The organism is Histidinibacterium lentulum (assembly GCF_003789055.1).
Lineage (GTDB): Bacteria > Pseudomonadota > Alphaproteobacteria > Rhodobacterales > Rhodobacteraceae > Oceanicola > Oceanicola lentulus.
Genome location: NZ_ML119083.1, coordinates 206,269 through 230,380, shown reverse-complemented (window position 1 = coordinate 230,380; position 24,112 = coordinate 206,269). Strand labels below are relative to the sequence as shown.

The window sequence follows — 24,112 nt, the reverse complement described above, 5'->3', positions numbered from 1 at the left end:
AGATGGGAACGGTAGAGCTCGACGGCGTCGGAAAATCCTTCGGAGAGGTGGAGGTCCTGCGCGACATCCGCCTCGACATCGCCGAGGGCGAATTCTGCGTCCTCGTCGGCCCCTCGGGCTGCGGGAAGTCCACGCTCCTGCGCCTGATCGCGGGGCTCGAGGAGGTGAGCGCCGGCCGCATCCGCATCGCGGGCCGCGACGTGACCGCGCTCGAGTCCTACGACAGGGGCCTGTCGATGGTGTTCCAGTCCTACGCGCTCTATCCGCACATGTCCGTGCGCGAGAACATCGCCTTCGCCCTCGAGACCGCCCGCCTGCCGCGCGCCGAGGTCGCGCGCAAGGTCGCCGAGGCCGCGCGGATGCTGCGCCTCGAGCCGCTGCTCGACCGCCGTCCCTCCGATCTGTCGGGCGGCCAGCGCCAGCGCGTCGCCATCGGCCGGTCCATCGTGCGGGAGCCTGCGGCCTTTCTCTTCGACGAGCCGCTCTCGAACCTCGACGCCAGCCTCCGCGCCGAAACCCGGATCGAACTGGCGGCGCTGCACCGCAAACTCGGCACGACGATGATCTACGTCACCCACGACCAGGTGGAGGCGATGACGCTGGCGGACCGGATCGTCGTGCTCAATGCCGGCCGGATCGAACAGGTCGGCCCGCCCGCCGACCTCTACGAGCGGCCCGCCACCGAGTTCGTCGCCACCTTCCTCGGCGCCCCGTCGATGAACCTCGTTCGCGGCGCGGCCGCCGAGGCCGAGGGCGCCGAGACCCTGGGCATCCGCCCCGAGCACCTCCGCGCCGATCCTTCCGGACCCTGGACCGGGACGGTGGCGCATGTGGAATACCTGGGCGTCGACACGATCGGATATGTCGATGTCGGGGAGATCGGCCGCCTCGCCCTCCGCCTCCCCGGCCGCGCCCCCATGGTGCCCGGCGAGACCCTCACTCTCGGCTACGACCCCGGCACCCTCCACCGCTTCCGGGCCGGCCTCCGGATCGGCTAGCACCGGCGCGGATCGGACTCGGGACGGTCCTGTCCCTGACTGCCGTCGTCCGGCCCGTTCAGGGACGAGCAGGGCGCTGCGACGGCGGCAGGCCGGAGATCGGAAGGGCCGTGGAGACCTTCACGCGTTCGAGCGCGAATACCGAGTTCACGCTGCGCAGCCGGATCCGGGAGGTGAGCTCCGCATGGAGCCTGTCGAACGCCGCCATGTCCGACACGACCGCGCGCAGCATGAAGTCGAAGCTGCCCGCCAGGCGATAGATGTCCCGGATGGGCTCGAGGCTCTCGACGACGGACAGAAAGTCCCTTCGCCAGTCCGCCGTCTGTTCCGCGGCCTCGATCATCATGAAGGCCGTCATGCCCAGGCCGAACGCGTCCGGGTCGAGGATCGCGACACGGGAGCGGATCACCCCGGCCTCCTCGTGCTTCTGGATGCGCTTCCAGCAGGGCGTCTGCGAAAGGCCGACCTCGTCGGCGATCCGGGCGACCGGGACGGTCGCATCGCGCTGCAGGATGTCGAGGATCTTCAGGTCGATCCGGTCAAGGTTCATCGCGCCGTCTCCCACTCCCCGGCTGAAGCCGGGCGCCGAGTCGGACGCAGGATGACATGTTTCCACTAAAAGTTGACAGGGTTTATCGTGTTTCATCCCGATGTCGCTTTTCCCGCCGATCCTGATAATGTCGATCTTGTTGATCGCACATTCCGGACCCCTGTTCGCCAGATGATCACGCAGAAGACGAAGTATGCCCTCAAGGCGCTGACCGTACTCGCCGACGAGAAGGCGGGCGATGCCGCCGCCTTGCGCATCGAGGAGATCGCCGAGCGGTCAGGTGCGCCGAAACGGTTCCTCGAGCACATCCTGCTCGATCTGAAGCGCGCCGGCCTGATCGGCAGCCGCCGGGGGCGCAAGGGCGGATACGAGATGATCAAGGAGCCGAGGAAGGTCTCGCTGGCCGAGGTTCTGCGCCTGATCGACGGACCCATGGCCCCGCTTCCCTGCCTGTCGCGCAAGGCCTATCAGCGCTGCGAGGACTGCAAGGACGAACAGACCTGCCGGGTGCGCGCCGTCTTCGGCAGCTTCTACGCGACCTACATCCTGATGATCGAATCGCTGACGGTCGCCGATCTTCAGAGGGATGCGCGGTCCCTCGAGAGCTTCGGGCTGCCGGACCCCGCCGCCGGAGAATGATCTTCCGAAATCACGACCAAAAAGAGCGTGATTATTCCTTTGCAAACACGACTAAGCCTGTCGTTATTTAGATGTCAGGCGGCGCTGGCTGCACGATCGGGCGGGGCACTCCGCGCCCGCCGCGCAGCCCCGCCGACCTGGCACGAGAGTTCGACAGGCATCAGCAGAGGACAGGCCATGTTTCGTACCATCCGGATCGGCGCGCATGCGCTCGCCCAGGGCACCTTCATCCGAAGTTTCGGTGACGGCCGTATCGAGATCGACGCAGGCCATGCGCGACTGTCGGGCCGCCCGGTCCCGGCCGACGACCCGCCGGAGGTCCGTATTGCGGACTTCCGCGCCGCGGTCTGCAAGGCGCTGGCGGGCGGGCATGTCCGCGGCGGCCTGCTCGCGACTGTCGTCGCCTTCGGCCTCGCCCTCGGCGGGACGACCCCCGTGCAGGCACAGGAGAGCGTCGGGATCCTCAACGTCTCCTACGATCCGACGCGGGAGTTCTACCGGGAATACAACGAGCTCTTCAACGCGTGGTGGACCGCGCAAGGCAATGCGCCGGTCACCGTCCAGCAATCCCATGGCGGCGCCGGAGCGCAGGCGCGGGCGGTGATCGACGGGCTCGATGCAACGGTGGTGACGCTGGCGCTGTCGGCCGACATCGACCAGATCGCCGAGCGCACCGGCAAGCTGCCGGCCGACTGGCAGTCGCGCCTGCCGCACAACTCCTCGCCCTACACCTCGACCATCGTGTTCCTGGTGCGCGACGGCAATCCGAAGAACATCGAGGATTGGGACGACCTCGTCGCAGAAGGGGTGCAGGTCATCACGCCGAACCCCAAGACCTCCGGCGGCGCGCGGTGGAACTTCCTCGCCGCCTGGGCCTATGCCGAACGCAACGGTCTCGATCCGGCCGAGTTCGTGGGGGCGCTCTACCGCAACGTGCCGGTGCTGGATACCGGGGCGCGCGGATCGACGACGACCTTCACCCAGCGCGGCATCGGCGACGTGCTGCTCGCCTGGGAGAACGAGGCGTTCCTCGCGCTTGCGGAACTTGGCGAGGATGCCTTCGACATCGTCGTGCCCTCGGTCTCGATCCTCGCAGAGCCGCCGGTGGCGATGGTCGACGGCAACATCACCTCCGATACGCAGCGCGCGGCGGCCGAGGCCTATCTTCAGCATCTCTACAGTCCCGAGGCGCAGGCGCTGGCGCTCCGCCACTACTACCGCGCCTGGGACAGCTCCCTGGCTGACCCCGAGGATGCGGCGCGCTTTCCGGATCTCGAGCTCGTCACCATCGGCGATTTCGGCGGCTGGCCGGTCGTTCAGCCCGAGTATTTCGGCGAAGGCGGCATCTTCGACCAGATCTACGAGGAATAGGCCATGAGGGCGGGCATCCTCCGCTCGCCCTCACCCCTGCCGGGGTTTGGGCTGAGCTTCGGGATCATGATGACGATGCTCTCCATCGTGGTCCTTCTTCCCATCGCGGCGCTTCTGGGCCGCGGCCTGATGATCGGCCCAGCCGAGCTGTGGGACATGGTGAACTCGCGCCGGATCTGGTCGGCGCTGTCCCTGTCCTTTCGCGCGGCCCTCATCGCATCGCTCCTCAACCTCGTCTTCGGGCTCCTGCTCGCATGGGTGCTGGTGCGCTACCGGTTCTGGGGCCGCCGCTTCATCGACGCCGCCGTGGACCTGCCCTTTGCCCTTCCGACGGCGGTGGCGGGGATCGCGCTGACGGCACTCTACGCCCCGAACGGCGTCTTCGGGCAGGCGCTGGCGCCGCTGGGCCTGCAGGTTGCCTATAACGAGGTGGGGATCTGGGTCGCGCTGGTCTTCATCGGGCTGCCCTTCGTGGTGCGCACGGTGCAGCCGGTCATCGAGGAGCTGGAGCCAGACCTCGAAGAGGTTTCCGCCACGCTCGGCGCCAGACGCCTTTACACCCTGCGCCGGGTGATCCTGCCCAGTCTCGCGCCCGCGCTGCTCACGGGGTTCGCGCTCGCACTGGCGCGGTCGGTGGGCGAATACGGCTCGGTCATCTTCATCGCGGGCAACATTCCCGGCGTGACCGAGATCGCGCCGCTCCTGATCGTGATCCGGCTCGAGGAATACAATTACGACGCCGCCGCCGCGATCGGGATCGCGATGCTCGTGATCTCCTTCGCCATGCTGCTCGCCATCAACGCCATCCAGATCTGGAGCAGACGGAGGATCGGTCTTGTCTGACATCGCCCTCTTGCCCCCGGTGCCCGTCACCACGGAACCGGTGCTCGCCCGCGCGTTCCTGATCGGTCTCGCCATCGTCTTCGTGGCGCTCTTCCTCTTCGCCCCGCTCGTCACCGTCTTCGTGGAGGCGCTGGCCGAGGGCTGGCGCGGGGCTGTTGCCGCCCTGTCTCTGCCGGATGCACGCGCGGCGATCGGCATGACGCTGACCATCGCCGCCATCGCCGTACCCCTGAACGCGGTCTTCGGCATCGCCGCCGCCTGGGCCATCGCCAAGTTCGACTTCCGCGGCAAGGCCTTCCTCATCACCCTGATCGACCTGCCGTTCTCGGTCTCTCCGGTCGTCGCGGGCCTGATGCTGGTGCTCCTGTTCGGCGCGAACTCGTCGCTCGGCGCCTGGCTCATGGCGAACGACATGCGCATCGTCTTCGCCTTTCCGGGCATCCTGCTCGCCACGCTCTTCGTGACCTTCCCCTTCGTGGCGCGCGAGCTGATCCCGGTGATGATCGAACAGGGCCGCGCCGAGGAAGAGGCCGCGCTCACGCTGGGCGCCTCGGGCTGGCGCATCTTCTTCACGGTGACGCTGCCCAACATCCGCTGGGCGCTGCTCTACGGCGTGCTTCTCTGCAACGCGCGTGCCATGGGCGAATTCGGCGCGGTGGCCGTCGTCTCGGGCAAGATCCGGGGCGAGACGGCGACCATGCCCACCATGGTCGAGATGTTCTACAACGAATACCTCTCGGTCGCGGCCTTCTCGCTCGCCGCGGTCCTGGCGATGCTCGCCCTCCTGACCCTCCTCCTGAAATCCCTGCTCGAATGGCGCCATGCGGACCTGCTGGCGGCCACGCGGCGTCATTGAGAAAGGACCTGTCCCATGAACATCGAGATCGAGGAGCTGGCCAAGGAATTCGGCACCACGCGGGCGCTGCATCCCGTGTCGCTCTCCATCCCCTCGGGCGCGCTGGTGGCCTTGCTGGGTCCGTCGGGTTCGGGCAAGACCACCCTCCTGCGCGTGCTCGGCGGGTTGGAGTTTCCGACCTCCGGCCGGGTGCTTTTCGGCGGGCAGGACGCCACGGGCCTGAGCGTGCAGGAGCGTCGCGCGGGCTTCGTCTTCCAGTCCTACGCGCTCTTCCGGCACATGACGGTGTTCGAGAACATCGCTTTCGGACTGCGCGCGCGGCCCCGGAAGGAGCGCCCGACCGAGGGCGAGATCGGCCGACGCGTGAATCGGCTTCTCGACCTGATCCAGCTCCCCGACATCGGCACCCGCTATCCCAACCAGCTTTCGGGCGGGCAGCGGCAGCGCGTGGCGCTGGCCCGCGCGCTCGCCATCGAGCCGCGGATGCTGCTGCTGGACGAGCCCTTCGGCGCGCTCGACGCCAAGGTGCGCAAGGAACTGCGCCAGGGCCTGCGCGAGATCCACGACCGCACGGGCCTCACCACCGTCTTCGTGACCCACGACCAGGAAGAGGCGATGGAACTGGCCGATCTGGTCGTCGTCATGTCGATGGGTCGCATCGAGCAGGTCGGCAAGCCGGCCGAGATCCGCGCCACGCCCGCAAGCGATTTCGTGCGGGACTTCACCGCGGCCTGACCAGGTGTCCGCGGCACGATCGCCGCCGCGAAAGAAACCGCCCCCGGACCCTTGCAGTCGCGCCATCCCGCGACGACATCCGAGGTCGAAGGTTCAACCGCGCTCGAGGCGCTTGCGGAAAGGAGATGGTGGGTCGCCGCCATGGACTCATCATCGGCCAACGCGCTGCCCCCCGACGGACCCTGCGGCACGGCCTGCCGTGACGACTTCGACAGTCGCCGGACGAGGATCGACGGGTTCGTCGCGCGGCACTTCGAATGGCCCGGAACGCTCCGGCTCCATGCCGCGGCCCTCGGGTGGGACATCCTGCGGGCCCCCGTGAACGTCGCACTTTCGCCGGTTCTCGTGCTGACCCGAATCACCGCCTGGGGATGTCGCCGCGCAGGCTGGCGCGGGGCCGCCACCTGGCTCGCCGGACGCCGGGTCCTGCTGCGAACCTCCGTGGGCCGGCGCGTCGAAAGGCTTGTCGCGACCGAGATCCTCGACCTGCCGCTCGATCCGAGGGGCGCCGCCCGGGACCGTGACGCACTGGCGCGCGCCGTCCTGACCGCGCCGCAGTTTCGCGAGATGATCCGCTCACGCGCGAGCGCCGCCGAGGCCGAGGCCCTTGCCCAGCGCATCGCGGGCACCCTGGGCGAACACGCCGGCACCCGGTCGGCCGTCGCGGAGATGACCACCGCCCTCTGTGTCCTCGCCTTCGGGGCCGTGGCCTTCCAGGCGTTGACGCCGGGCATGATCTCGATGGCGCCGGGCGTGGCCGACGCCATGGCCCGCACCAACGCCATCGCGACGTTCCCGCTCGGCCAGACGCTCGGCGGGATGTGGTACGGCACCTTCGCGGTCGATGCCTCCCCGTGGCTGGTGGGAGCGACGGTGGCCGGGTTGGTGATGATCGGCTCCGTCGTCGCCGCCTTCGCGGGGATCCTCGCGGATCCCGTGCAGGGCCGTCTCGGCATTCACCGCAGGCGCCTGCAACGCCTGCTGGATGCGGTGGAGGAAGAGCTCGCCGGGCAGGGCGACAGGCCCTTCGTCGCGCGCGAACACGTCTATGCCCGCGTCCTCGACCTCTGGGACGCCGCAGCGAGCGCTGTCCGCATCCTCAGGAACTGATGGCCCGCGCGAGCGGAGGCCCATGGCAACCGACGCCGCGACAGGATACACCCTCGTTTCGTCACATGGCCGGAACACCCGGCAAGAGTTGGAGAAAATGTACCTCGAGATTGCGATCGTCATCCTTCTGACGCTGATCAACGGCCTGCTGGCGATGTCCGAACTCGCCATCGTCTCGTCCCGGCCCGCGCGTCTGAAGCTTCTGGCGGACAAGGGCAGCCGCGGGGCCGCGACCGCCATGCGACTGGCAGAGGATCCCGGTCGCTTCCTGTCCAGCGTGCAGATCGGCATCACCCTGGTCGGCATTCTCGCGGGCGCGTTTTCCGGCGCGACCCTGGGCGCGCGTCTTGCGGCGACCCTCGCGGACGCCGGCATGTCGCAGGCGCTCGCGCAATCCCTGGGCGTCGGAACGGTCGTCGTGGCGATCACCTATCTCTCGCTGATCGTCGGCGAACTGGTCCCCAAGCAGATCGCCCTGCGAGCACCCGAAGCCGTCGCCGCGCGCGTCGCGCCGATGATGGCCGGGATCGCCCGCGTCGCGGCCCCGCTCGTGTGGGTGCTGGACCGGTCGGGCAAGGCCGTGCTTGCCCTGCTCGGCCAGTCGAGATCGCAGTCGACGGGCGTCAGCGACGAGGAGGTCCGCCTGATCGTCGCCGAGGCGACGAGTTCGGGTGCCATGGAACAGGCCGAAAGCCGGATGATCGCAGGCGTCATGCGGGTCGCGGACCGGACGGCGCGCGGTCTGATGACGCCCCGCCACGAAGTGGCGACGCTCGAGGCCGGAAGCGACAGGGCGGACCTCCTCAAACAGCTGCACGCGCTCAGCAGGTCGCGGCTGCCGGTCTGGGAGGGGGAGCCCGACAACGTCATCGGCGTCCTGACCACACGGGACATGCTGGCACCCGCCCTGATGGACGCGCCCTTCGACCTGCGGGGATTGCTGCGCGAGGCGCCCGTGGTCCGGGACGGACAGAGCGCGCTCGAGGTCGTGGACCGGCTCAGGACAGCACCGGCCCACATGGTGCTGGTCTACGATGAATACGGCCACTTCGAGGGCATCATCACCCCCATGGACGTGCTCGAGGCCATCGCCGGCGAGTTTCCGGACAACGCCGCGGACGAACCCAAGGTGGTCGTCCGGCAGGACGGCTCCTACCTCGTCGCGGGCTGGATGCCCGTGGACGAGTTCGCGGACCTCCTGTCGTTGCAGCTCGACGAGGGGCGCGACTACGAAACCGTGGCGGGCCTCGTTCTGGACGGCATGGGACAGCTGCCCGAGGTCGGACAGCGGATGGATCTGCAGGGCTGGACCATCGAGGTCGTGGATCTCGACGGGCGAAGGATCGACAAGCTTCTCGTCATGCGGGCGACCTGAGGCGCACCCCCGCCGCCCCTGTCCGCCGCGGAACGGTCGCCCCGCGCTGCCGGCACCCCTGCGCAGGGCCTGCCGGCGGAGAGCCTGCCGGGCGCACCCGGCAGGCGTGCCGACCCGGCGGGGTCAGACCCGCTGGATCGGATCGGGGTCGGTGCGCTTGATCGCGGTGCCCCGCACCATCTGGAAATCCTCGGTCGGTGCACCGATGCGCCGCCCGTGCTCCCGGATCGCGTCGGCGTCCGCCGCCTCGTAGATGCAGAGCGACCCCAGGCGCCCGTCCTCCTCGGTGACGGCGTAACTGCGGATCCAGCGCAGCCGGTCCTGCATGTCCGCGCCCACTTGCAGGGATGCCTCCGTGGCCTTCTCGAGTTCCGCCTCGTCGGCCCAGGGGCCGTGGCGACGAATGATGTAGAGGTCCATGGCTTGCTCCTTTCGATCTGCGGTCCCCGGAAAATGGCGACGCCGGGGGCCTTGAGAAAGCCGGTGATCGTGCCAGAGGCGGGGGACGAACGCGCCACGGACCCCGCCGCGGGTGGAAAATCCGGCGCGGGTCCGTCACCATGACGGCCCGTGGCGGGTAGAGGAGCATGACGGACGCCGAAGGCAGACAGAAGGTCGCGATCATCCTCGTGAACGAGGGCTACGCCTCGACGGCGGTCGGTCCGCTCGAGGTCTTTGCCTCGGCGGGGGCGATGTGGAACGAGATGCGCGGGACGGCGCCGGAGCCCCGGTTCGAGGTCACCACCGCCTCCATCGACGGCGGGCCGGTTGAAAGCGCCTATGGCCTCAGGATCGCCCCGGACCACGCGCTCGCCGATCTCGGTCCGGTCGATCTGGCGATGGTCTCGGCCTCGGGGCCGATGCCCGAGGACTGGATGCAGCGTCACGCGGCGCTGCCGCCCTGGATCGGCGACCGATACGCGGAGGGAACCCTCGTCGCCGGCGTCTGCTCGGGTGTGGCCTTCCTCGCCGAAGCCGGCTTGCTCGACGGGCGCCGGGCCACCACCCACTGGGGTGTGGCGGAGGCCTTCCGGTCCCGCTATCCGCGGGTCCGCTGGCGCACCGATCTGCTGATCACGGAGGATGCCGGGTTGTTCTGCGGCGGCGGCGTCAACGCGGCCTCCGATCTCGGCCTCTACCTCGTCGAACGGTTCTGCGGGCACCGCGTCGCCGTCGAGACGGCGCGGGCCCTGCTTCTCGAAATGCCGAGGCCGAGCCAGTCGGGCTACGCCATCCTGCCGCTGTCGCGCCCCCATGCCGACCGGCAGGTGCAGCAGGCGGAGGAGCATCTGGTCGCGAACCTCCACCGCGACGTGCACACGCAAGAGCTCGCCGCGCTCGTCGGCATGAGCCGCCGGAACCTTGTCCGCCGCTTCAAGGAGGCCACGGGCGCGCGCCCCGGGGCCTATCTCCAGATGCCCCGCGTCGCGGCGGCCCGTTCGATGCTGGAGGACGGGGCCACCTCCATCGCGCAGGTGGCTCTGGCGGTCGGCTATGCCGACACGGCATTCTTCCGGACCGTCTTTCGCCGCCACACCGGAACCACCCCCGCCGCCTACCGCGCCCGGTTCGGCCGCCCCGTCGGGGCGCCAGGTTGACGGTCGCGTCCGCCGGCTGCGGCATGTGAATGACAGACAGGTCCGCCGACCGTCCGACGAACGCGCCGCTCACGCTTGCGCGGCCATCCGGCGTTCCCGGCGAGGATCTCGAACAGTCCGGTTGCAGTGGTGAGCCGTGCAGGATTCGAACCTGCGACCCACTGATTAAAAGTCAGTTGCTCTACCAACTGAGCTAACGGCCCACGAAGCCCGCGTGTAGGAAAAGGCCCTGCGACGGTCAACCCCGAAACCGCCGCCCTCTGGCCCCCGGCCATGCCCTTGGCTATATGCGCCCCATGCCTGACCACGGGACCCCTTCCGCCGGCCTTCCCTTCATGAAGATGCACGGCCTCGGCAACGACTTCGTCGTGATCGACGCGCGCCGTGCGGCGATGCGGCCCGATGCCGCGCTCGTGACCCAGATGGCCGACCGACACCGCGGCGTGGGATTCGACCAGCTCGCCGTGATGCAGCCCGCCGCCGGCGCCGACCTGCGCCTCGCCTTCTGGAACGCCGACGGCACGCCGTCCGCCGCCTGCGGCAACGCCACCCGCTGCATCGCCGCCCATGTGTTCCAGGAGATCGGCGCGAAGGTCCTCAGCATCGAGACCGACCGCGGGCTCCTGCATGCGGTGCGCAGCGCCTCGGGCGCGGTCTCGGTGAACATGGGCCACCCCCAGACCGACTGGGAGGACATCCCGCTCTCCCATGCCATGGACACGCTGGAGCTGCCGATCGAGGGCGCGCCCACCGCCACCGGCATGGGCAATCCGCACTGCACCTTCTTCGTCGCCGATGCCGAGGCCGTGGACCTCGCCGCCATCGGCCGGGCGCATGAGCTGCACCCGCTCTTTCCCCGGCGCACCAACGTGCAGGTGGCCAGCGTCATCGCCCCCGACCGCATCCGCATGCGCGTCTGGGAGCGCGGCACCGGCATCACCCTCGCCTCGGGCTCCTCCTCCTGCGCCACCGCCGTCGCCGCCCACCGCCGCGGGCTCACCTCGCGCGAGGTGACCGTCGTCCTCGACGGCGGCGAGCTGACCGTGCGCTGGGCCGACGATGGCGTCTGGATGACCGGGCCCACCGCCCATGTCTTCTCCGGCGTCTGGCACGTCGCGCCGGTGGCCGCGGGCTAGTCCATGGACGCCCCTGTCTTCTCCACCCACGGCTGCCGCCTCAACGCCTACGAGACCGAGGCCATGACCGAACTCGCCCGCGCCGCGGGGCTGGAGCGCGCGGTCGTCGTGAACACCTGCGCGGTGACCGCCGAGGCGGTGCGCAAGGCAAAAAAGGACATCCGCCGTCTCGCGCGGGAAAACCCCGGCGCGCCCGTCATCGTCACCGGATGCGCGGCCCAGGTGGAGCCACAGACTTTCGCCGCCATGCCCGAGGTCACCCGCGTCATCGGCAATTCCGAGAAGATGGACCCCGCCACCTGGACCCGCCTCGCCCCCGACCTGATCGGCGAGACCGAGCGCGTTCTGGTGGACGACATCATGTCCGTGCGCGAAACCGCAGGCCACCTGATCGACGGGTTCGGCACCCGCTCCCGCGCCCATGTGCAGATCCAGAACGGCTGCGACCACCGCTGCACCTTCTGCATCATCCCCTTCGGCCGAGGCAATTCCCGCTCCGTGCCCGCGGGCGTCGTGGTCGACCAGATCAGGCGGCTGGTGGATCGCGGCTATGCCGAGGTGGTGCTGACCGGCGTCGACCTGACAAGCTGGGGCGCCGACCTGCCCGGCGCGCCGCCCTTGGGCGATCTCGTGCGCCGCATCCTGCGCCTCGTGCCGGATCTGCCGCGCCTGCGCCTGTCGTCCATCGACTCGATCGAGGTCGATCCCGCGCTCATGGAGGCCATCGCCACCGAGCCGCGCCTCATGCCCCACCTGCACCTGTCGCTGCAACACGGCGACGACCTGATCCTGAAGCGGATGAAGCGCCGCCACTTATCGGGCGACGCCATCGCCTTCTGCGAGGAGGCGCGGCGCCTGCGCCCCGACATCACCTTCGGCGCCGACATCATCGCGGGCTTCCCCACAGAGACCGAGGCGGCCTTCGAGAACTCCCTTCGGCTGGTGGAGGCCTGCGGCCTGACCTGGCTCCACGTCTTCCCCTATTCGCCGCGGCCCGGCACGCCCGCCGCGCGGATGCCCCAGGTGGATGCCGCCACGATCCGCGCCCGCGCCGCCCGCCTGCGGAGCTTGGGCGAGGAGATGCGCGCCCGCCATCTCGCGGCCCAGGTCGGCCTTCGCCACAACGTGCTGATGGAAAGCCCGCGCCTCGGCCGGACCGAACAGTTCGCCGAGGTGAGCTTCACCACCGACCAGCCCGAGAGCCGCATCATCCCCGCCACGATCCGCTCGGTCGACGGCCCCCGCCTCGCCGCCTGACCCTGCTTCGCGACTCGCTGCACAAGGCCCCCGTCGCCGTAGGACGGGCTTCAGCGCGGCCAACCCGGACACCCCCCGTGAACCGGCCCGCACCGGGCAGGGTCGGGTGGGTTTTCAACCCACCACGCCCCTCACACCACCCGGACGCCCGCGTCCTTCATCCCCTGCAAGGCTGCCGGGAGCGACCCGCCAAGGTCGATCCCCCGGCAGAGCGCCGTCCTGACCTCCACCTCGAACCCCAGCCGCGCCGCGTCCACTGCCGAGAAGTTCACGCAGAAATCCGTCGCCAGCCCCACGCAGACGACCCGCGAAATTCCCCGCGTCCTGAGGTACCCCTCCAGGCCTGTCGGCGTCTTGTGGTCGTTCTCGAAAAAGGCCGAATAGCTGTCGATCTCCCGCCGGAACCCCTTGCGGATCACCAGGTCCGCGCGGTCCGTCGCGAGCCCTGCATGAAACGCCGCACCCTCCGTGCCCTGCACGCAATGATCGGGCCAGAGCACCTGCGGCCCGTAGGGCATCCGGATCATCTCCATCGGCGCCTTTCCGTCGTGCTCTGACGCAAAGGAGGAATGCCCCGCCGGATGCCAGTCCTGCGTCAGCACCACCGCGCCGAACTCCGCCATCGCCGCGTTGATCCCCGGCACGATCTCGTCCCCCCCGCCCACGGCCAGCGCCCCGCCGGGGCAGAAATCGTTCTGCACGTCGATCACGAGCAGCGCGGTATCGGTCATGTCATCCTCCGGTATCAGCCGGGGCAGACCCTAGCCTACTGATAGCCCTTCGCCACCACCTTGCGCTCTGCCGTCGTCTCCCGGCCGAGCTGCCGTTCGCGCCAGACGATGACGATGCCCGCCGAGATGATCAGAGCGGCGCCGCCGAGCATGGTCCAGGTCGGCACCTCGCCGAACCAGACATAGCCGATCACCACCGCCCAGAGCATCGTCACATAGGTGAAGGGCGCCAGCACCCCCGCATCCGCATGGCGGTAGGAGGCCGTCAGGAGGATCTGACCGACCCCGCCGAGGAGCCCGCAGCCGATCAGCCAGATCCAGTCCAGGCCCCGGGGCCAGACCCAGCCGAAGGGCAGGGTCAGCAGCGACAGCACCGCCGCCGTCATCGAGAAATAGAACACGATGGCCGCCGTCGACTCCCGCCCGGACATCGACTTGACGAAGATCTGTGCCAGCGCCGCCATCGCCGCCGATCCAAGCGTCAGGACCGCGCCCAGCGCCTCCGCCGTCCCGAATCCGGCGGTGAAGCGGGGCAGGGTGATGATCGTCACCCCGACAAGGCCCATGACCACCGCCCCCAGCCGCACCAGCCGGAACCGCTCGCCCAGCATCAGGGCGGCCAGCACCACGATGATCACCGGCGTGATGAACCTCAGCGCGGTGACCTCCGGCAGCGGCAGGAACTTCAGTCCGGCAAAGCCGAGGCCCATGGCCGTCGCTCCCGCGATGCCACGAAAGGCGTGACCGCGATAGCTCGTGGTCCGGACCCCGCCCTTCAGCCCGCCCGTGGCCCAGAGCCAGGCAAAGACCACCGGCACGGCAAGGGCGGAGCGGAAGAACATGGTCTCGCCCGCCGGCACGCGCTCCGCGGCCTTCACGAAGGCCGACATCAGCGTGAAGACGGTCATCGCCGCCATCATCAGGAGGATGCCCCGCGCGGGGCCGGGCTGGGGCGCCATGGCGGAGGCTTATCCGGTCTCCCCGAGGGCTTCCAGCGCACCCGTGAAGGTTCGCCCGACGTGAACCGGAATGCCGTCCTCGCGCAGGGCGCGGATATGCACCTCGTCGGCGGCGTCGGTCCCGTGCCCCGGCGTGCGCAGCGCCACGCCGCGCATCCGGCCCGGATGCCGCCGCGCTGCAGCCCGGTAGATCTCCGCATCGTGCTGGCCGGTGTCGCCCAACAGAACAAAGGGCAGACGCGGATTGGCGGCGAGCAGCGCGTCGATCGCCGCGCCCTTGTGGGCGCCATGGCTGTCCGAGACGATCCTGCCTTCCGACAGCCCGAAATCCCGCAGCATCATCGGTCCTTCCGGCAGATCCGCGCGCCGGAACAGATGCCCGAGGAAGTCATGGAGGTTCCACGGGCTGGAGCTGACGTAATAGACGGGATTCCGTCCCTTCTCGCAGAGGCTCCGAAGCAGCGCGGCCGCATCGGGATACACCTGCCGGGTCAGGACGTTCCCGGTCAACGAGATCCACAACATGCGCACCGGTCGCCAGGCGCCCGTGTGCAAGATGGTGTCGTCGATATCCGAGATGACGCCAAGCCGTGCATCCTTCCGCGGCACCAGCGCCCTCAGGCCCACCTGCGCCTCTTCCGCCGGAACGCCTTCCGGTTCCGCCTCGCGAGCGATGACGACCCGGGCCCAACCGCGGTCCGACCGGTGTCGCGGCACCTCCAGCCGGACATAGCCCTCGTCGTCGGACAATGCGCGCACGCCGCGGGCGCTCACCGGCACGCCCGCCACCTCGTCGGTCAGGAACAGCCGCACCATCTGCCGCAGGTTGGTCCAGCGGCTCTGGTCGGGTTGCGGGGTCGCCCGCTTCAGCGCGCTCAGGAATCTCCCGCGCAGAACCAGCCGCTCCGGCGTTGCATAGCCAAGGTAAGGCTCCAGCACCGGCGGTTCCTTCCGGGGACGGTGCCGTCCCCGGAGCCGGTCAAGCAGCTGTTCCGCCGCGGCGAGGAGGCGCGACAGCGCCCGGGCTGGCCGCGACCGCATCATCACTCTGCCGAGATACGTTGGATCGTGCCCTGCTCCGCGTCGATCAGGACGAGGACCGCCCCGTCGGAGGCCACCACCACGTCCCGCACCCGGCCGATCCCTTCGGCCACGCGCTCCTCGCCGGTGACGCGTCCGGCCTCGGCATCGACCTCGAGCCGCACGAGCGCCGCGGCCACCAGCCCGCCGATCAGGAGGTCGCCCTGCCAGTCGGGGAACATCTCGCCCTCGTAGAACACAGCGCCCCCCGGCGCGATCACCGGATCCCAGTAGTACACCGGCTGCGCCATGCCCTCGCGCACCGCCTCGCCGCTGCCCACGTCCGAACCGTTGTAGTTGATCCCGTAGGAGATCACCGGCCAGCCGTAGTTCTCGCCCGGCTCGGGCCGGTTCACCTCGTCGCCGCCGCGCGGCCCGTGCTCGACCGTCCAGAGCGCTCCGGTATCGGGATGGACCGCGGCCCCCTGCACGTTCCGGTGACCGTAGGACCAGATCGAGTTGATCGCCACCTCGCCGACGAAGGGATTGTCCTCGGGCGCCGCGCCGCTCGTGCCGTCGACCCGCACGACCTTGCCATAGGTCGTCTCCAGATCCTGGGCGAGCAGCCGCTCGGCCTGGCTGAAATGCTCACCCGTCGTGATCCAGACATTGGACGTGCCGGGCTCGGGCGCAACGCGGCTTCCGAAATGCATCGGGTTCGGAGAGGCCGGCATCTGCAGGAAGATCTCCGTCACGTCCTCGAGCGCGCGCATGTCCTCGGACAGGGTCGCGGTCACCGCGGCGGTGTGGGTGCCCGCCTCGGTCAGCTTCGAGAAGCTCAGCCACAACCGGCGGCTCTCCGCGAAATCCTCCGCAACGGCCACGTCGAGAAGCCCGCCCTGCTGACGGTAGTCCACCTCAGGCACGCCCGAGATGGGCTCCGACACCGTGCCGTCCTCGCTCACATGGACAAGGGTTCCGGGCTGCTCCGTCACGAGAAACCCGCCTTCCGGCAAGGCCGCGATGCCCCAGGGAAACTCGAGCCCCTCGGCGAAGGTCTCCACCGTCACCGCCGTGTCCTCGAGCGCCGGCGCGCGGGTCTGACCCTCGAAGGCCGGCTCGAACGCGGCATTGGCCGCACCTTGGTCGACGGGGTCCTGGGCGAGGGCGGGCGCCGCGATGCAAAGGGCGAGGGCGGACAGGGACAGACGCATGGGATCTCCTTGGGGCTGGGTCGGGCCGTTGATCGGCATATGGTGCGGAAAACCCGTCAGTCGCCCCCCCGGTTCCCCAATCGGCCGAGCGCCCACCGCGCGGCGTCCCTCACCGTCGCGTCCTCGTGGTCCAGATGCGCCGCCGCCGCGGGCGCGAGGCCGACCTCTCCGGAGTTTCCGATCGCGTAAAGCACATTGCGCAGGAACCGCCGGATCCCGATCCGCTTGATCGCGCTGCCGGCGTAGCGCGCCCGGAACGCGGCATCGTCCAGCGCCGCCAGATCCGCGAGAAGCGGCGGCTCCGGGTCGCCCAGATACCGCGTCTCCCGCGCCTCCCGGGCGAACTTGTTCCAGGGACAGACCGCCAGACAGTCGTCGCAGCCGTAGATCCGGTTCCCGATTCCGGGCCGGAGCGCCGCGTCCACCGGTCCCTCGTGCTCGATCGTCAGATAGGAGATGCAGCGCCGCGCATCGAGCTGGAACGGCGCGGGAAAGGCGTCCGTCGGGCAGATGTCGAGACAGCGCCGGCACGAACCGCAATGCTCCTCCTCCGGCGCGTCGGGCTCGAGCGCGATGGTGGTGAAGATCGCGCCCAGGAAGAACCAGTTGCCCAGATCGCGGGACAGAAGGTTCGTATGCTTGCCCTGCCAGCCCAGCCCCGCCGCCTGCGCCAGCGGCTTCTCCATCACTGGCGCCGTATCCACGAAGACCTTGATTTCCGGCGAAACCTCCGGTTTCGCCGAGAGCCGCACCCGCTCGCCAGGTCCGGAACCGGACCCCGCCTCCTCCAGAAGCCACCGCCCGACCCGCTTCAGCCGCTTCTTCACCAGATCATGGTAGTCCCGCCCGTGGGCATAGACGCTCACCGCTCCCCGTTCGGGCCTGTCCAGCACCGCCATGGGATCGTGCCCGGGCGTGTAGACCTCCGCCAGCATCACCACCGACCGGGCCTCCGGCCACAGCGCCGCGGGGTCGCCGCGCCAGCCCATGCGCTCGGCCATCCAGCCCATCTGCCCGTGCCGCCCCGCCTCGACGAAGGCCCGGAGCCGCCCCGCCGCCTCCGGAATGGCATCGGGACGGCAGACGCCCATGGCGGAGAAGCCCTCCGCAAGGGCGCGCTCCCGCAGTCTCTCCTTGAGATCGCCCATGGTCCTTCTGGCTCCAAACGTCCCGGGCTCTCCATCGGGCCGCCACTGGTCCGACCGACACCGGCGCCCGCAGCGCCCCGGCCGACCTCTCGGACGACATCCGCGCGCCGTCAGAAATCCAGGTCGGCGTAATGGGCGGGGGGCGGAAAGCCCGGAATCTGGTCCGCAAGGATCGACCGGAAGGCCGGGCGCGACTTGATCTTGGCGTACCAGTCCTTGACCGTCTCCGACCGGTTCCAGTCCACGTCCGAGATGTAGTCGAGGCAGGACAGATGCGCCGCGGCGGCGAAATCGGCCAGGCTCAGGTCGTTGCCCGCGATCCATCGCCGCTGCTCCAGCAGCGCCGTCATGTAATCGAGATGCTCCTTGATCGCCCGCGCGCCGGCCTTCACGTTCGCCGAGTCGGGGTAACCGGTCCCCATCACCTTGCGGAACACCCGCTCGCCCAGAAGCTTGCAGGTCACCTCCGCATGGAACTTGTCGTCGAACCAGGCCACCAGCCGCCGGACCTCGTAGCGCGCCTCGGGCAGGCGCGGCATCAGCGGCGGGTTGGGCTGCACCTCCTCGAGATACTCGCAGATCGCCGTCGAATCGGCCATGATCCGGTTGCCGTAGCGCAGGACCGGCACCTTTCCGGCGGGATTGCGCCGCAGGAAATCGGGGTCCTGCTCCCAGTAGCGCTCCTCCACGAGATCCACCTCAATCCGCTTCTCGGCCAGCGTCAGCCGGACCTTCCGCGAGAACGGGGACAGCGGATAATGGAACAGTCGGTTCATGGACCAGGGGCACTCCTCGCGCCTTCCATGCCGTGAAGTGCGGGCCGGTTCAACAGCGTGCGTCGCGACACATGCCTGTCGCGCCGCCGCGTGTCAGCCCGCCCGTGTCTCGAAACAGGCGGACCGGCCGTCCCGCTCGATGGTCGCCGCGCCGTTGACGATGTCCTGCGCCCGCTGACGCATGTAGGACGAGGGCTGCGAGGCCGAGCGTGTCTTGGGAGAGGGCAGAAGGGCGGCCAGAAGCCCCGCCTGCATCGGCGACAGCTCCGCGGCGCTGATGCCGAAGTAATGCCGCGAGGCCGCTTCCACGCCGAACACGCCCTCGTCGAACTCCGCCACGTTCAGATAGACCTCCAGGATGCGCTGCTTTGACCAGACCGCCTCCATGACGGGGGTCAGAACCGCTTCCATTGCCTTCCTCAGGTAGGACCGGCCATGCCAGAGGTAGACGTTCTTGACGACCTGCTGGCTGATCGTGGACCCGCCCCTCTGTCCGCCGGATTTCATTGCCGCGCGGATGGCGCTCAGGTCGAGGCCCCAGTGTTCGCAGAAATCCGCATCCTCTGCCGCCACGGCCGCGCGGGCCATGACCGGCGCGATCTGCTCGATCGGCACCCACTCCCGCTGCACCCCGTCGAGCCTGCGACTCTCGGAATACATGTACGGCGTGGTCGGCGGATCGACCATCGCGAAGAGAGACACGAACATGAACGTCAGCACCACAGCACCCCCCAGAAGCCTGAACGTCCAACGGCGGAGCGCGGCAAACGATCCACCTGTGACGGATTTGCCGCCAGAAGCCGTTGATCGGCGACTCTTTTTTGCCCGTGCTGCCATGATTCCCGTGGTGCTCTCTTCGGACGTAGCATCAAGGTCACGATTCGCCGCTCCGCCCCTGTCTTGCACTCCGCCCGTAACCTGACCATCCCCGCCTCGCCCAACCGGATACTCCGACAGAGAGACAATTCCCGGTAAATTGGGCGCGACTTGGAAACAATAACGACCGAATCGGGGCTGACCGGGCGCCGGATCCGGGCCGCCGGGAGGACGCAACGTCAGGTCCGGTCCAACGCCTCGCATCGGGCGAGAATTGCTTTCTCGCCGGGGCGGAACTCCACAAATCGCGCCATCAATGGGCGCGCCGCCGGTCCCGCGGCGCCGAGCCTCCCGTTCTTCTGGCCGGAAATATCCCGGGGGTGCGGGGGCAGCGCCCCCGCGTGTCGGCGCGGCAAGGCCGCGCCGATCCCTGACTCTCGCTCACTCCGCCGGAACGCGGGCCTCCTCGATGCCGATGGAATGCGCGAGCTTGTCCAGCATCTCCTTCGGACAGACCTGCACGAAATTCGGCAGCTCCTCCTCCCAGTGCTGGAGGATCTCGGCGGCCTTGCGGCTCCCGGTCTCGGCGAGGTGGCGCTCGATCAGCCCCTTCAGCTGGTCGTGCCAGTGGTCCACCGTCACCGGGCAGGTCACCAGCGTCTCCATGTTGAGAAGCGGCAGGGACGTGCCCTCCGGATCATGGAGATAGGCCATCCCCCCGGTCATGCCGGCGCCGAAGTTCGCGCCCACGGAGCCGAGGATCACCGCAACGCCGCCGGTCATGTATTCGCAGCCGTTCGACCCGCAGCCCTCGATCACCACATGGGCGCCCGAGTTCCGCACGGCGAACCGCTCCCCCGCCCGGCCCGCGGCGAAGAGATAGCCCGCCGTGGCGCCATAAAGCACCGTGTTGCCGATGATCGTGTTCTCGGAGGCCACCAGCGGCGAGGCCATGGGCGGCCTGACCACGATCATGCCCCCCGAGAGACCCTTGCCGACATAGTCGTTGGCGTCGCCGGATACCTCCAGCTTCAGCCCCGGCGCGGCGAAGGCGCCCAGCGACTGTCCGGCGGAGCCGTTAAGCTTCACCGTCAGGTGGTCGGGCTGCAGGTCGTTCCGCATCCCGAAGTTCCGCACGATGTGGCTCGAGGTGCGCGTGCCGATGGTCCGAAGCGTGTTCTGCACCGCATATTGCAGCTGCATCTTCTCGCCGTCCTCGAGGAAGCGCGCGGCGTCCTTGATGATCTCGGCATCCAGCGTGTCGTCCACCGGGTTCCGCGGCTTGGTGCGGTCGTAGGTGATGTGATGCGCCCCGTCGACTGTGATCAGCAGCGGGTTGAGGTCGAGATCGTCCAGATGCGCCGCGCCGCGCGAGGTCTGCGTCAGCAGGTCCGCCCGGCCGATCACCTCGTCGAGGCTCCGCGCGCCGATGGAGGCGAGGATCTCCCGCACTTCCGTGGCGTAGAAGGTGATCAGGTTCACCACCTTGTCCGCGTTCCCGGTGAACTTCGCCCGCAGCGCCTCGTCCTGGGTACAGACGCCCACCGGGCAGGTGTTCGACTGGCACTGCCGCACCATGATGCAGCCCATGGCGATCAGCGCCGCGGTGCCGATGCCGTATTCCTCGGCCCCCATCATCGCGGCCATGACGATGTCGCGGCCGGTGCGCAGCCCGCCGTCGGTGCGCAGCGTTACCCGGTCCCGCAGGTTGTTCATCGCCAGAACCTGATGCGCCTCCGTCAGGCCCATCTCCCACGGCAAACCGGCATACTTGATCGAGGTCGCAGGCGACGCCCCCGTCCCGCCGTTATGGCCGGAGATCAAAATCACGTCCGCCTTCGCCTTCGCCACGCCCGCGGCGATGGTGCCGACGCCCGAGGAGGCCACCAGCTTCACCGTCACCTTGGCGCGCGGGTTGATCTGCTTGAGGTCGTAGATCAGCTGCGCGAGGTCCTCGATCGAGTAGATGTCGTGGTGCGGCGGCGGCGAGATCAGCGTCACCCCCTTGGTGGAATGCCGCAGCCGCGCGATGAGGTCGGTCACCTTCATCCCCGGAAGCTGCCCGCCCTCGCCGGGCTTGGCGCCCTGGGCCACCTTGATCTCCAGTTCCTCGCACTGGTTCAGGTACTCCGCCGTCACGCCGAAGCGCCCCGAGGCCACCTGCTTGATCTTCGCCGACGGGTTGTCGCCGTTGGGCTCCGGCACGAAATGCGCCGGGTCCTCGCCGCCCTCGCCGCTGTCGGACTTCGCCCCGATCCGGTTCATCGCCACGTTCAGCGTCTTGTGCGCCTCGGGGCTCAGCGCCCCCAGCGACATCCCCGGCGTCACGAACCGCTTGCGGATCGAGGTGATGCTTTCGACCTCCTCGATCGGAATCGGCCCGCCCATGGGCTTGATCGACAGGAGGTCCCGCAGATGGATCGGCTTCGCGCCGGTCATCATCCTTGAATACTGCTTCCACAGCTCATAGGACGCCCTGTCGCAGGCCGACTGCATCATGTGCATGCTCGTCGCCTGCCACGCATGGGTCTCGCCCGACCGCCGCGCCTTGTAGAAGCCGCCGATGGGCAGCACGTCGCGGCCCCCACGGAAGCCGAGGCGATGCACCTCCTCCGCCTTCTTCTGCAGGCCATTGAGGCCGATCCCCGAGATGCGGCTGTGCATCCCCGGGAAATACTCCGCCACCATGGCCCGGGAGAGCCCGACCGCCTCGAAGTTCAGACCGCCGCGATAGGAGGAGATCACCGAGATCCCCATCTTCGACATGATCTTGAGCAGCCCCTGGTCGATGGCGTTCCGGTACCGGGCCACGGCCTCCGTCAGCGACCCCTCGATCAGCCCCCGCTCGATCCGGTCGGCAAGGGTGTCCTCGGCGAGATAGGCGTTCACCACCGTCGCGCCGCAGCCGATCAGCACGGCGAAATAATGCGGGTCGATACATTCCGCCGAGCGCACGTTGATCGAACAGAAGGTCCGCAGCCCCTTGCGCGTCAGCCAGGAATGCACCGCGCTCGTGGCGAGGATCATCGGCATCGCGACGCGGTCCTCGCCCTGCGTCTCGTCGGTCAGGATGATGTGCCCCGCGCCCGAGCGCACGGCGTCCTCCGCCTCCGCCCGGATGCGGTCCAGCCCGTCGCGCAGCGCGCCCTCCGCGCCATCGGCGGCAAAGGTGCAGTCGATGGTGACGCAGTCGCTGGTAAAGGCGCCGGTCATCGCCTCCCACTGGGCATTGCCGACAAAGGGGCTGTCCAGCACCAGGATCTCGGTCTGGCTCGAATCCTCGTCGAGCACGTTCTTGAGGTTCCCGAACCGCGTCTTCAGGCTCATCACCCGGAATTCGCGCAAGGAGTCGATCGGCGGGTTCGTGACCTGGCTGAAGTTCTGCCGGAAATAGTGCGACAGCGGCCGGTATTTCTCCGACAGCACCGCGGGGGGCGTGTCATCGCCCATGGAGGCCAGCGCCTCCTTGCCGTCCTCGGCCATGGGCGCGAGGATCTGCTCGATCTCCTCGACCGTGTAGCCCGCGGCGATCTGGCGGCGGCGCAGCTCGGCCCCCGAGAAGACGGCCTTCTCCGTCACCCCGTCCAGCAGCTCGTCAAGCTCGTTGATCTCCCCCACCCACTCGGAGAAGGGCTGGGCGGCGGCCAGCTTGTCCTTGATCTCCACGTCGTGGAACAGCCGTCCCTCGGCCATGTCCACGGCGATCATCTGCCCCGGTCCGAGCGCGCCCTTCTCGCGGACGGTCTTCTCGTCCACCGGCACCATCCCGGCCTCCGAGCCCGCGATCAGCAGGTTGTCGCCCGTCACGACATAGCGCATGGGCCGCAGCCCGTTCCGGTCGAGCCCGCCGCAGACCCAGCGCCCGTCCGTCATCGCCAGAGCGGCGGGGCCGTCCCAGGGCTCCATCACGGCGTTGCAATAGGCATACATGTCCCGCCAGGCCTTCGGCAGCTCCTCGGCCTGCTTCGACCAGCTTTCCGGGACCAGCAGGGTCTTCGCCATGGGCGCGTTGCGGCCCGAGCGCACCAGCACCTCGAACACCGCGTCGAGCGCGGCGCTGTCGGACGATCCCTGCGGCACGATCGGCTTGATGTCGCCCGCCATGTCTCCGAAGGCCGAATGGGCCATCCGGATCTCGTGGGACTTCATCCAGTTGATGTTGCCCTTGAGCGTGTTGATCTCGCCGTTGTGGGCCAGCATCCGGAACGGCTGGGCCAGCCACCACTGCGGGAAGGTGTTGGTCGAATAGCGCTGGTGGTAGATGGCAAAGGCCGAGACGAACCGCTCGTCCTTCAGGTCCGGATAGAATTCGGCCACGTCCTGGGCCAGCATCATCCCCTTGTAGATGATCGACCGGCAGGACAGCGAACAGAGGTAGAGCTGCGGCACCTGTGCCGCCGCCGCCGCCTTCTCGATGCGGCGGCGGATGACGTAAAGCTCCCGCTCGAAGGTCTCCTCGTCGATGTCCTTGCCGTTGGCGATCAGGATCTGCTCGATCTCGGGGCGGGTGGCGTTGGCCTTCTCGCCCAGCACTGAGATGTCGACGGGCACATGCCGCCAGCCGTAGATGTGGTGGCCCATGCGCAGGACCTCGGTCTCGACGATTGTCCGGCAGGTCTCCTGCGCGCCGAAATCCGTGCGCGGCAGGAACACCTGCCCCACGGCCATCAGCTGGTCCATGTGCGGCTCGTGCCCGGTGCGGCGGATCTGGTCGTAGAAGAATTCCACCGGGATCTGCACGTGGATGCCCGCGCCGTCGCCCGTGCGCCCGTCCGCGTCCACAGCGCCCCGGTGCCAGACCGCCTTCAGCGCCTTGATGCCCTTCTCGACGACCTGCCGCGACCGGGCGCCGTCGATGGACACGACAAGGCCCACGCCGCAGGAGGCGTGCTCATGGTCCTCCCGGAACAGCGAATGCTCGGCCATCCAGGCCCGCTTTTCCGCCTCGGTCCGCGCCCAATCCGCATCGAACTTGGTCAT

General features: G+C 68.8%; 21 protein-coding genes and 1 tRNA gene. 11 read left to right on the top strand and 11 right to left on the bottom strand.

The window, feature by feature from the left end; translation table 11 throughout:
• Positions 1-2: 2 nt before the first annotated feature.
• Positions 3-998, top strand: a complete 996-nt coding sequence (locus EAT49_RS06970; protein WP_123641578.1) for an ABC transporter ATP-binding protein — start codon at positions 3-5, stop codon at positions 996-998.
• 58 nt (positions 999-1,056) lie between these two features.
• Here the strand turns inward: EAT49_RS06970 and EAT49_RS06965 are convergent, their stop codons facing one another.
• Positions 1,057-1,548, bottom strand: coding sequence for an Lrp/AsnC family transcriptional regulator (locus EAT49_RS06965; protein WP_123641577.1), 492 nt, complete (start codon positions 1,546-1,548; stop codon positions 1,057-1,059).
• A 171-nt stretch (positions 1,549-1,719) separates the two neighbouring features.
• On the opposite strand from EAT49_RS06965, the gene EAT49_RS06960 reads away from it, so the two are divergent.
• From EAT49_RS06960 to EAT49_RS06930, 7 genes are all read left to right on the top strand, one after another.
• Positions 1,720-2,187: an RrF2 family transcriptional regulator gene (locus tag EAT49_RS06960; RefSeq protein ID WP_123641576.1), complete on the top strand. Its 468-nt coding sequence runs from the start codon at positions 1,720-1,722 to the stop codon at positions 2,185-2,187.
• Positions 2,188-2,364: 177 nt separating this feature from the next.
• The gene (locus EAT49_RS06955) at positions 2,365-3,558 is read left to right on the top strand and encodes a sulfate ABC transporter substrate-binding protein (protein WP_123641575.1); all 1,194 of its coding nucleotides are present in this window, start codon (positions 2,365-2,367) and stop codon (positions 3,556-3,558) included.
• Between the two features lie 3 nt (positions 3,559-3,561).
• Complete coding sequence (cysT, locus tag EAT49_RS06950; protein WP_123641574.1) at positions 3,562-4,401, top strand: sulfate ABC transporter permease subunit CysT; 840 nt, start codon at positions 3,562-3,564, stop codon at positions 4,399-4,401.
• Complete coding sequence (cysW, locus tag EAT49_RS06945) at positions 4,394-5,257, top strand: sulfate ABC transporter permease subunit CysW (protein ID WP_425459514.1); 864 nt, start codon at positions 4,394-4,396, stop codon at positions 5,255-5,257. The genes cysT and cysW overlap by 8 nt, the downstream gene beginning before the upstream one ends.
• A 15-nt stretch (positions 5,258-5,272) precedes the next feature.
• Positions 5,273-5,992: a sulfate/molybdate ABC transporter ATP-binding protein gene (locus EAT49_RS06940; RefSeq protein WP_123641573.1), complete on the top strand. Its 720-nt coding sequence runs from the start codon at positions 5,273-5,275 to the stop codon at positions 5,990-5,992.
• 141 nt (positions 5,993-6,133) lie between these two features.
• A complete protein-coding gene (locus tag EAT49_RS06935) occupies positions 6,134-7,102 on the top strand; it encodes a DUF6635 family protein (protein ID WP_246003781.1) in 969 nt (322 codons plus the stop codon).
• Between the two features lie 97 nt (positions 7,103-7,199).
• The gene (locus EAT49_RS06930) at positions 7,200-8,477 is read left to right on the top strand and encodes a hemolysin family protein (protein WP_123641572.1); all 1,278 of its coding nucleotides are present in this window, start codon (positions 7,200-7,202) and stop codon (positions 8,475-8,477) included.
• Between the two features lie 123 nt (positions 8,478-8,600).
• Here the strand turns inward: EAT49_RS06930 and EAT49_RS06925 are convergent, their stop codons facing one another.
• Positions 8,601-8,897 carry a DUF4242 domain-containing protein gene (locus EAT49_RS06925; protein ID WP_123641571.1) on the bottom strand — a complete coding sequence of 99 codons (297 nt, stop codon included), beginning with the start codon at positions 8,895-8,897 and terminating at the stop codon, positions 8,601-8,603.
• 167 nt (positions 8,898-9,064) lie between these two features.
• Here EAT49_RS06925 and EAT49_RS06920 point away from each other — a divergent pair, with 167 nt between their 5' ends.
• Positions 9,065-10,075, top strand: a complete 1,011-nt coding sequence (locus tag EAT49_RS06920) for a GlxA family transcriptional regulator (protein WP_123641570.1) — start codon at positions 9,065-9,067, stop codon at positions 10,073-10,075.
• A gap of 127 nt (positions 10,076-10,202) precedes the next feature.
• Here EAT49_RS06920 and EAT49_RS06915 read toward each other — a convergent pair.
• A tRNA-Lys gene (locus tag EAT49_RS06915) sits at positions 10,203-10,278 on the bottom strand.
• An 84-nt stretch (positions 10,279-10,362) separates the two neighbouring features.
• On the opposite strand from EAT49_RS06915, the gene dapF reads away from it, so the two are divergent.
• Positions 10,363-11,211, top strand: a complete 849-nt coding sequence (gene dapF / locus EAT49_RS06910) for a diaminopimelate epimerase (RefSeq protein WP_246003780.1) — start codon at positions 10,363-10,365, stop codon at positions 11,209-11,211.
• Between the two features lie 3 nt (positions 11,212-11,214).
• On the top strand, positions 11,215-12,468 hold the full coding sequence (gene mtaB, locus EAT49_RS06905) for a tRNA (N(6)-L-threonylcarbamoyladenosine(37)-C(2))-methylthiotransferase MtaB (protein WP_123641569.1): 1,254 nt from the start codon (positions 11,215-11,217) through the stop codon (positions 12,466-12,468).
• 131 nt (positions 12,469-12,599) lie between these two features.
• On the opposite strand, the gene pncA is transcribed toward mtaB, so the two are convergent.
• The 8 genes from pncA to gltB form a co-directional block, all read right to left on the bottom strand.
• Entirely contained in the window at positions 12,600-13,199 is a 600-nt protein-coding gene (gene pncA / locus EAT49_RS06900; protein ID WP_123641568.1) for a bifunctional nicotinamidase/pyrazinamidase, read from the bottom strand.
• Between the two features lie 35 nt (positions 13,200-13,234).
• Positions 13,235-14,158 (bottom strand): DMT family transporter, encoded by a 924-nt coding sequence (locus tag EAT49_RS06895; protein ID WP_123641567.1) that lies wholly within the window; start codon positions 14,156-14,158, stop codon positions 13,235-13,237.
• A 9-nt stretch (positions 14,159-14,167) separates the two neighbouring features.
• Entirely contained in the window at positions 14,168-15,097 is a 930-nt protein-coding gene (locus tag EAT49_RS06890) for an App1 family protein phosphatidate phosphatase (protein ID WP_185020687.1), read from the bottom strand.
• 104 nt (positions 15,098-15,201) lie between these two features.
• A complete protein-coding gene (locus EAT49_RS06885) occupies positions 15,202-16,392 on the bottom strand; it encodes a PQQ-dependent sugar dehydrogenase (protein ID WP_123641565.1) in 1,191 nt (396 codons plus the stop codon).
• A gap of 56 nt (positions 16,393-16,448) precedes the next feature.
• Positions 16,449-17,540: a tRNA epoxyqueuosine(34) reductase QueG gene (gene queG / locus EAT49_RS06880; protein ID WP_123641564.1), complete on the bottom strand. Its 1,092-nt coding sequence runs from the start codon at positions 17,538-17,540 to the stop codon at positions 16,449-16,451.
• A 110-nt stretch (positions 17,541-17,650) separates the two neighbouring features.
• Positions 17,651-18,316, bottom strand: a complete 666-nt coding sequence (gene fzlA / locus EAT49_RS06875; RefSeq protein WP_123641563.1) for an FtsZ-binding protein FzlA — start codon at positions 18,314-18,316, stop codon at positions 17,651-17,653.
• A 93-nt stretch (positions 18,317-18,409) separates the two neighbouring features.
• Positions 18,410-19,036, bottom strand: coding sequence for a monofunctional biosynthetic peptidoglycan transglycosylase (gene mtgA, locus EAT49_RS06870; protein WP_342773820.1), 627 nt, complete (start codon positions 19,034-19,036; stop codon positions 18,410-18,412).
• Positions 19,037-19,573: 537 nt separating this feature from the next.
• A complete protein-coding gene (gene gltB / locus EAT49_RS06865) occupies positions 19,574-24,112 on the bottom strand; it encodes a glutamate synthase large subunit (protein ID WP_123641561.1) in 4,539 nt (1,512 codons plus the stop codon).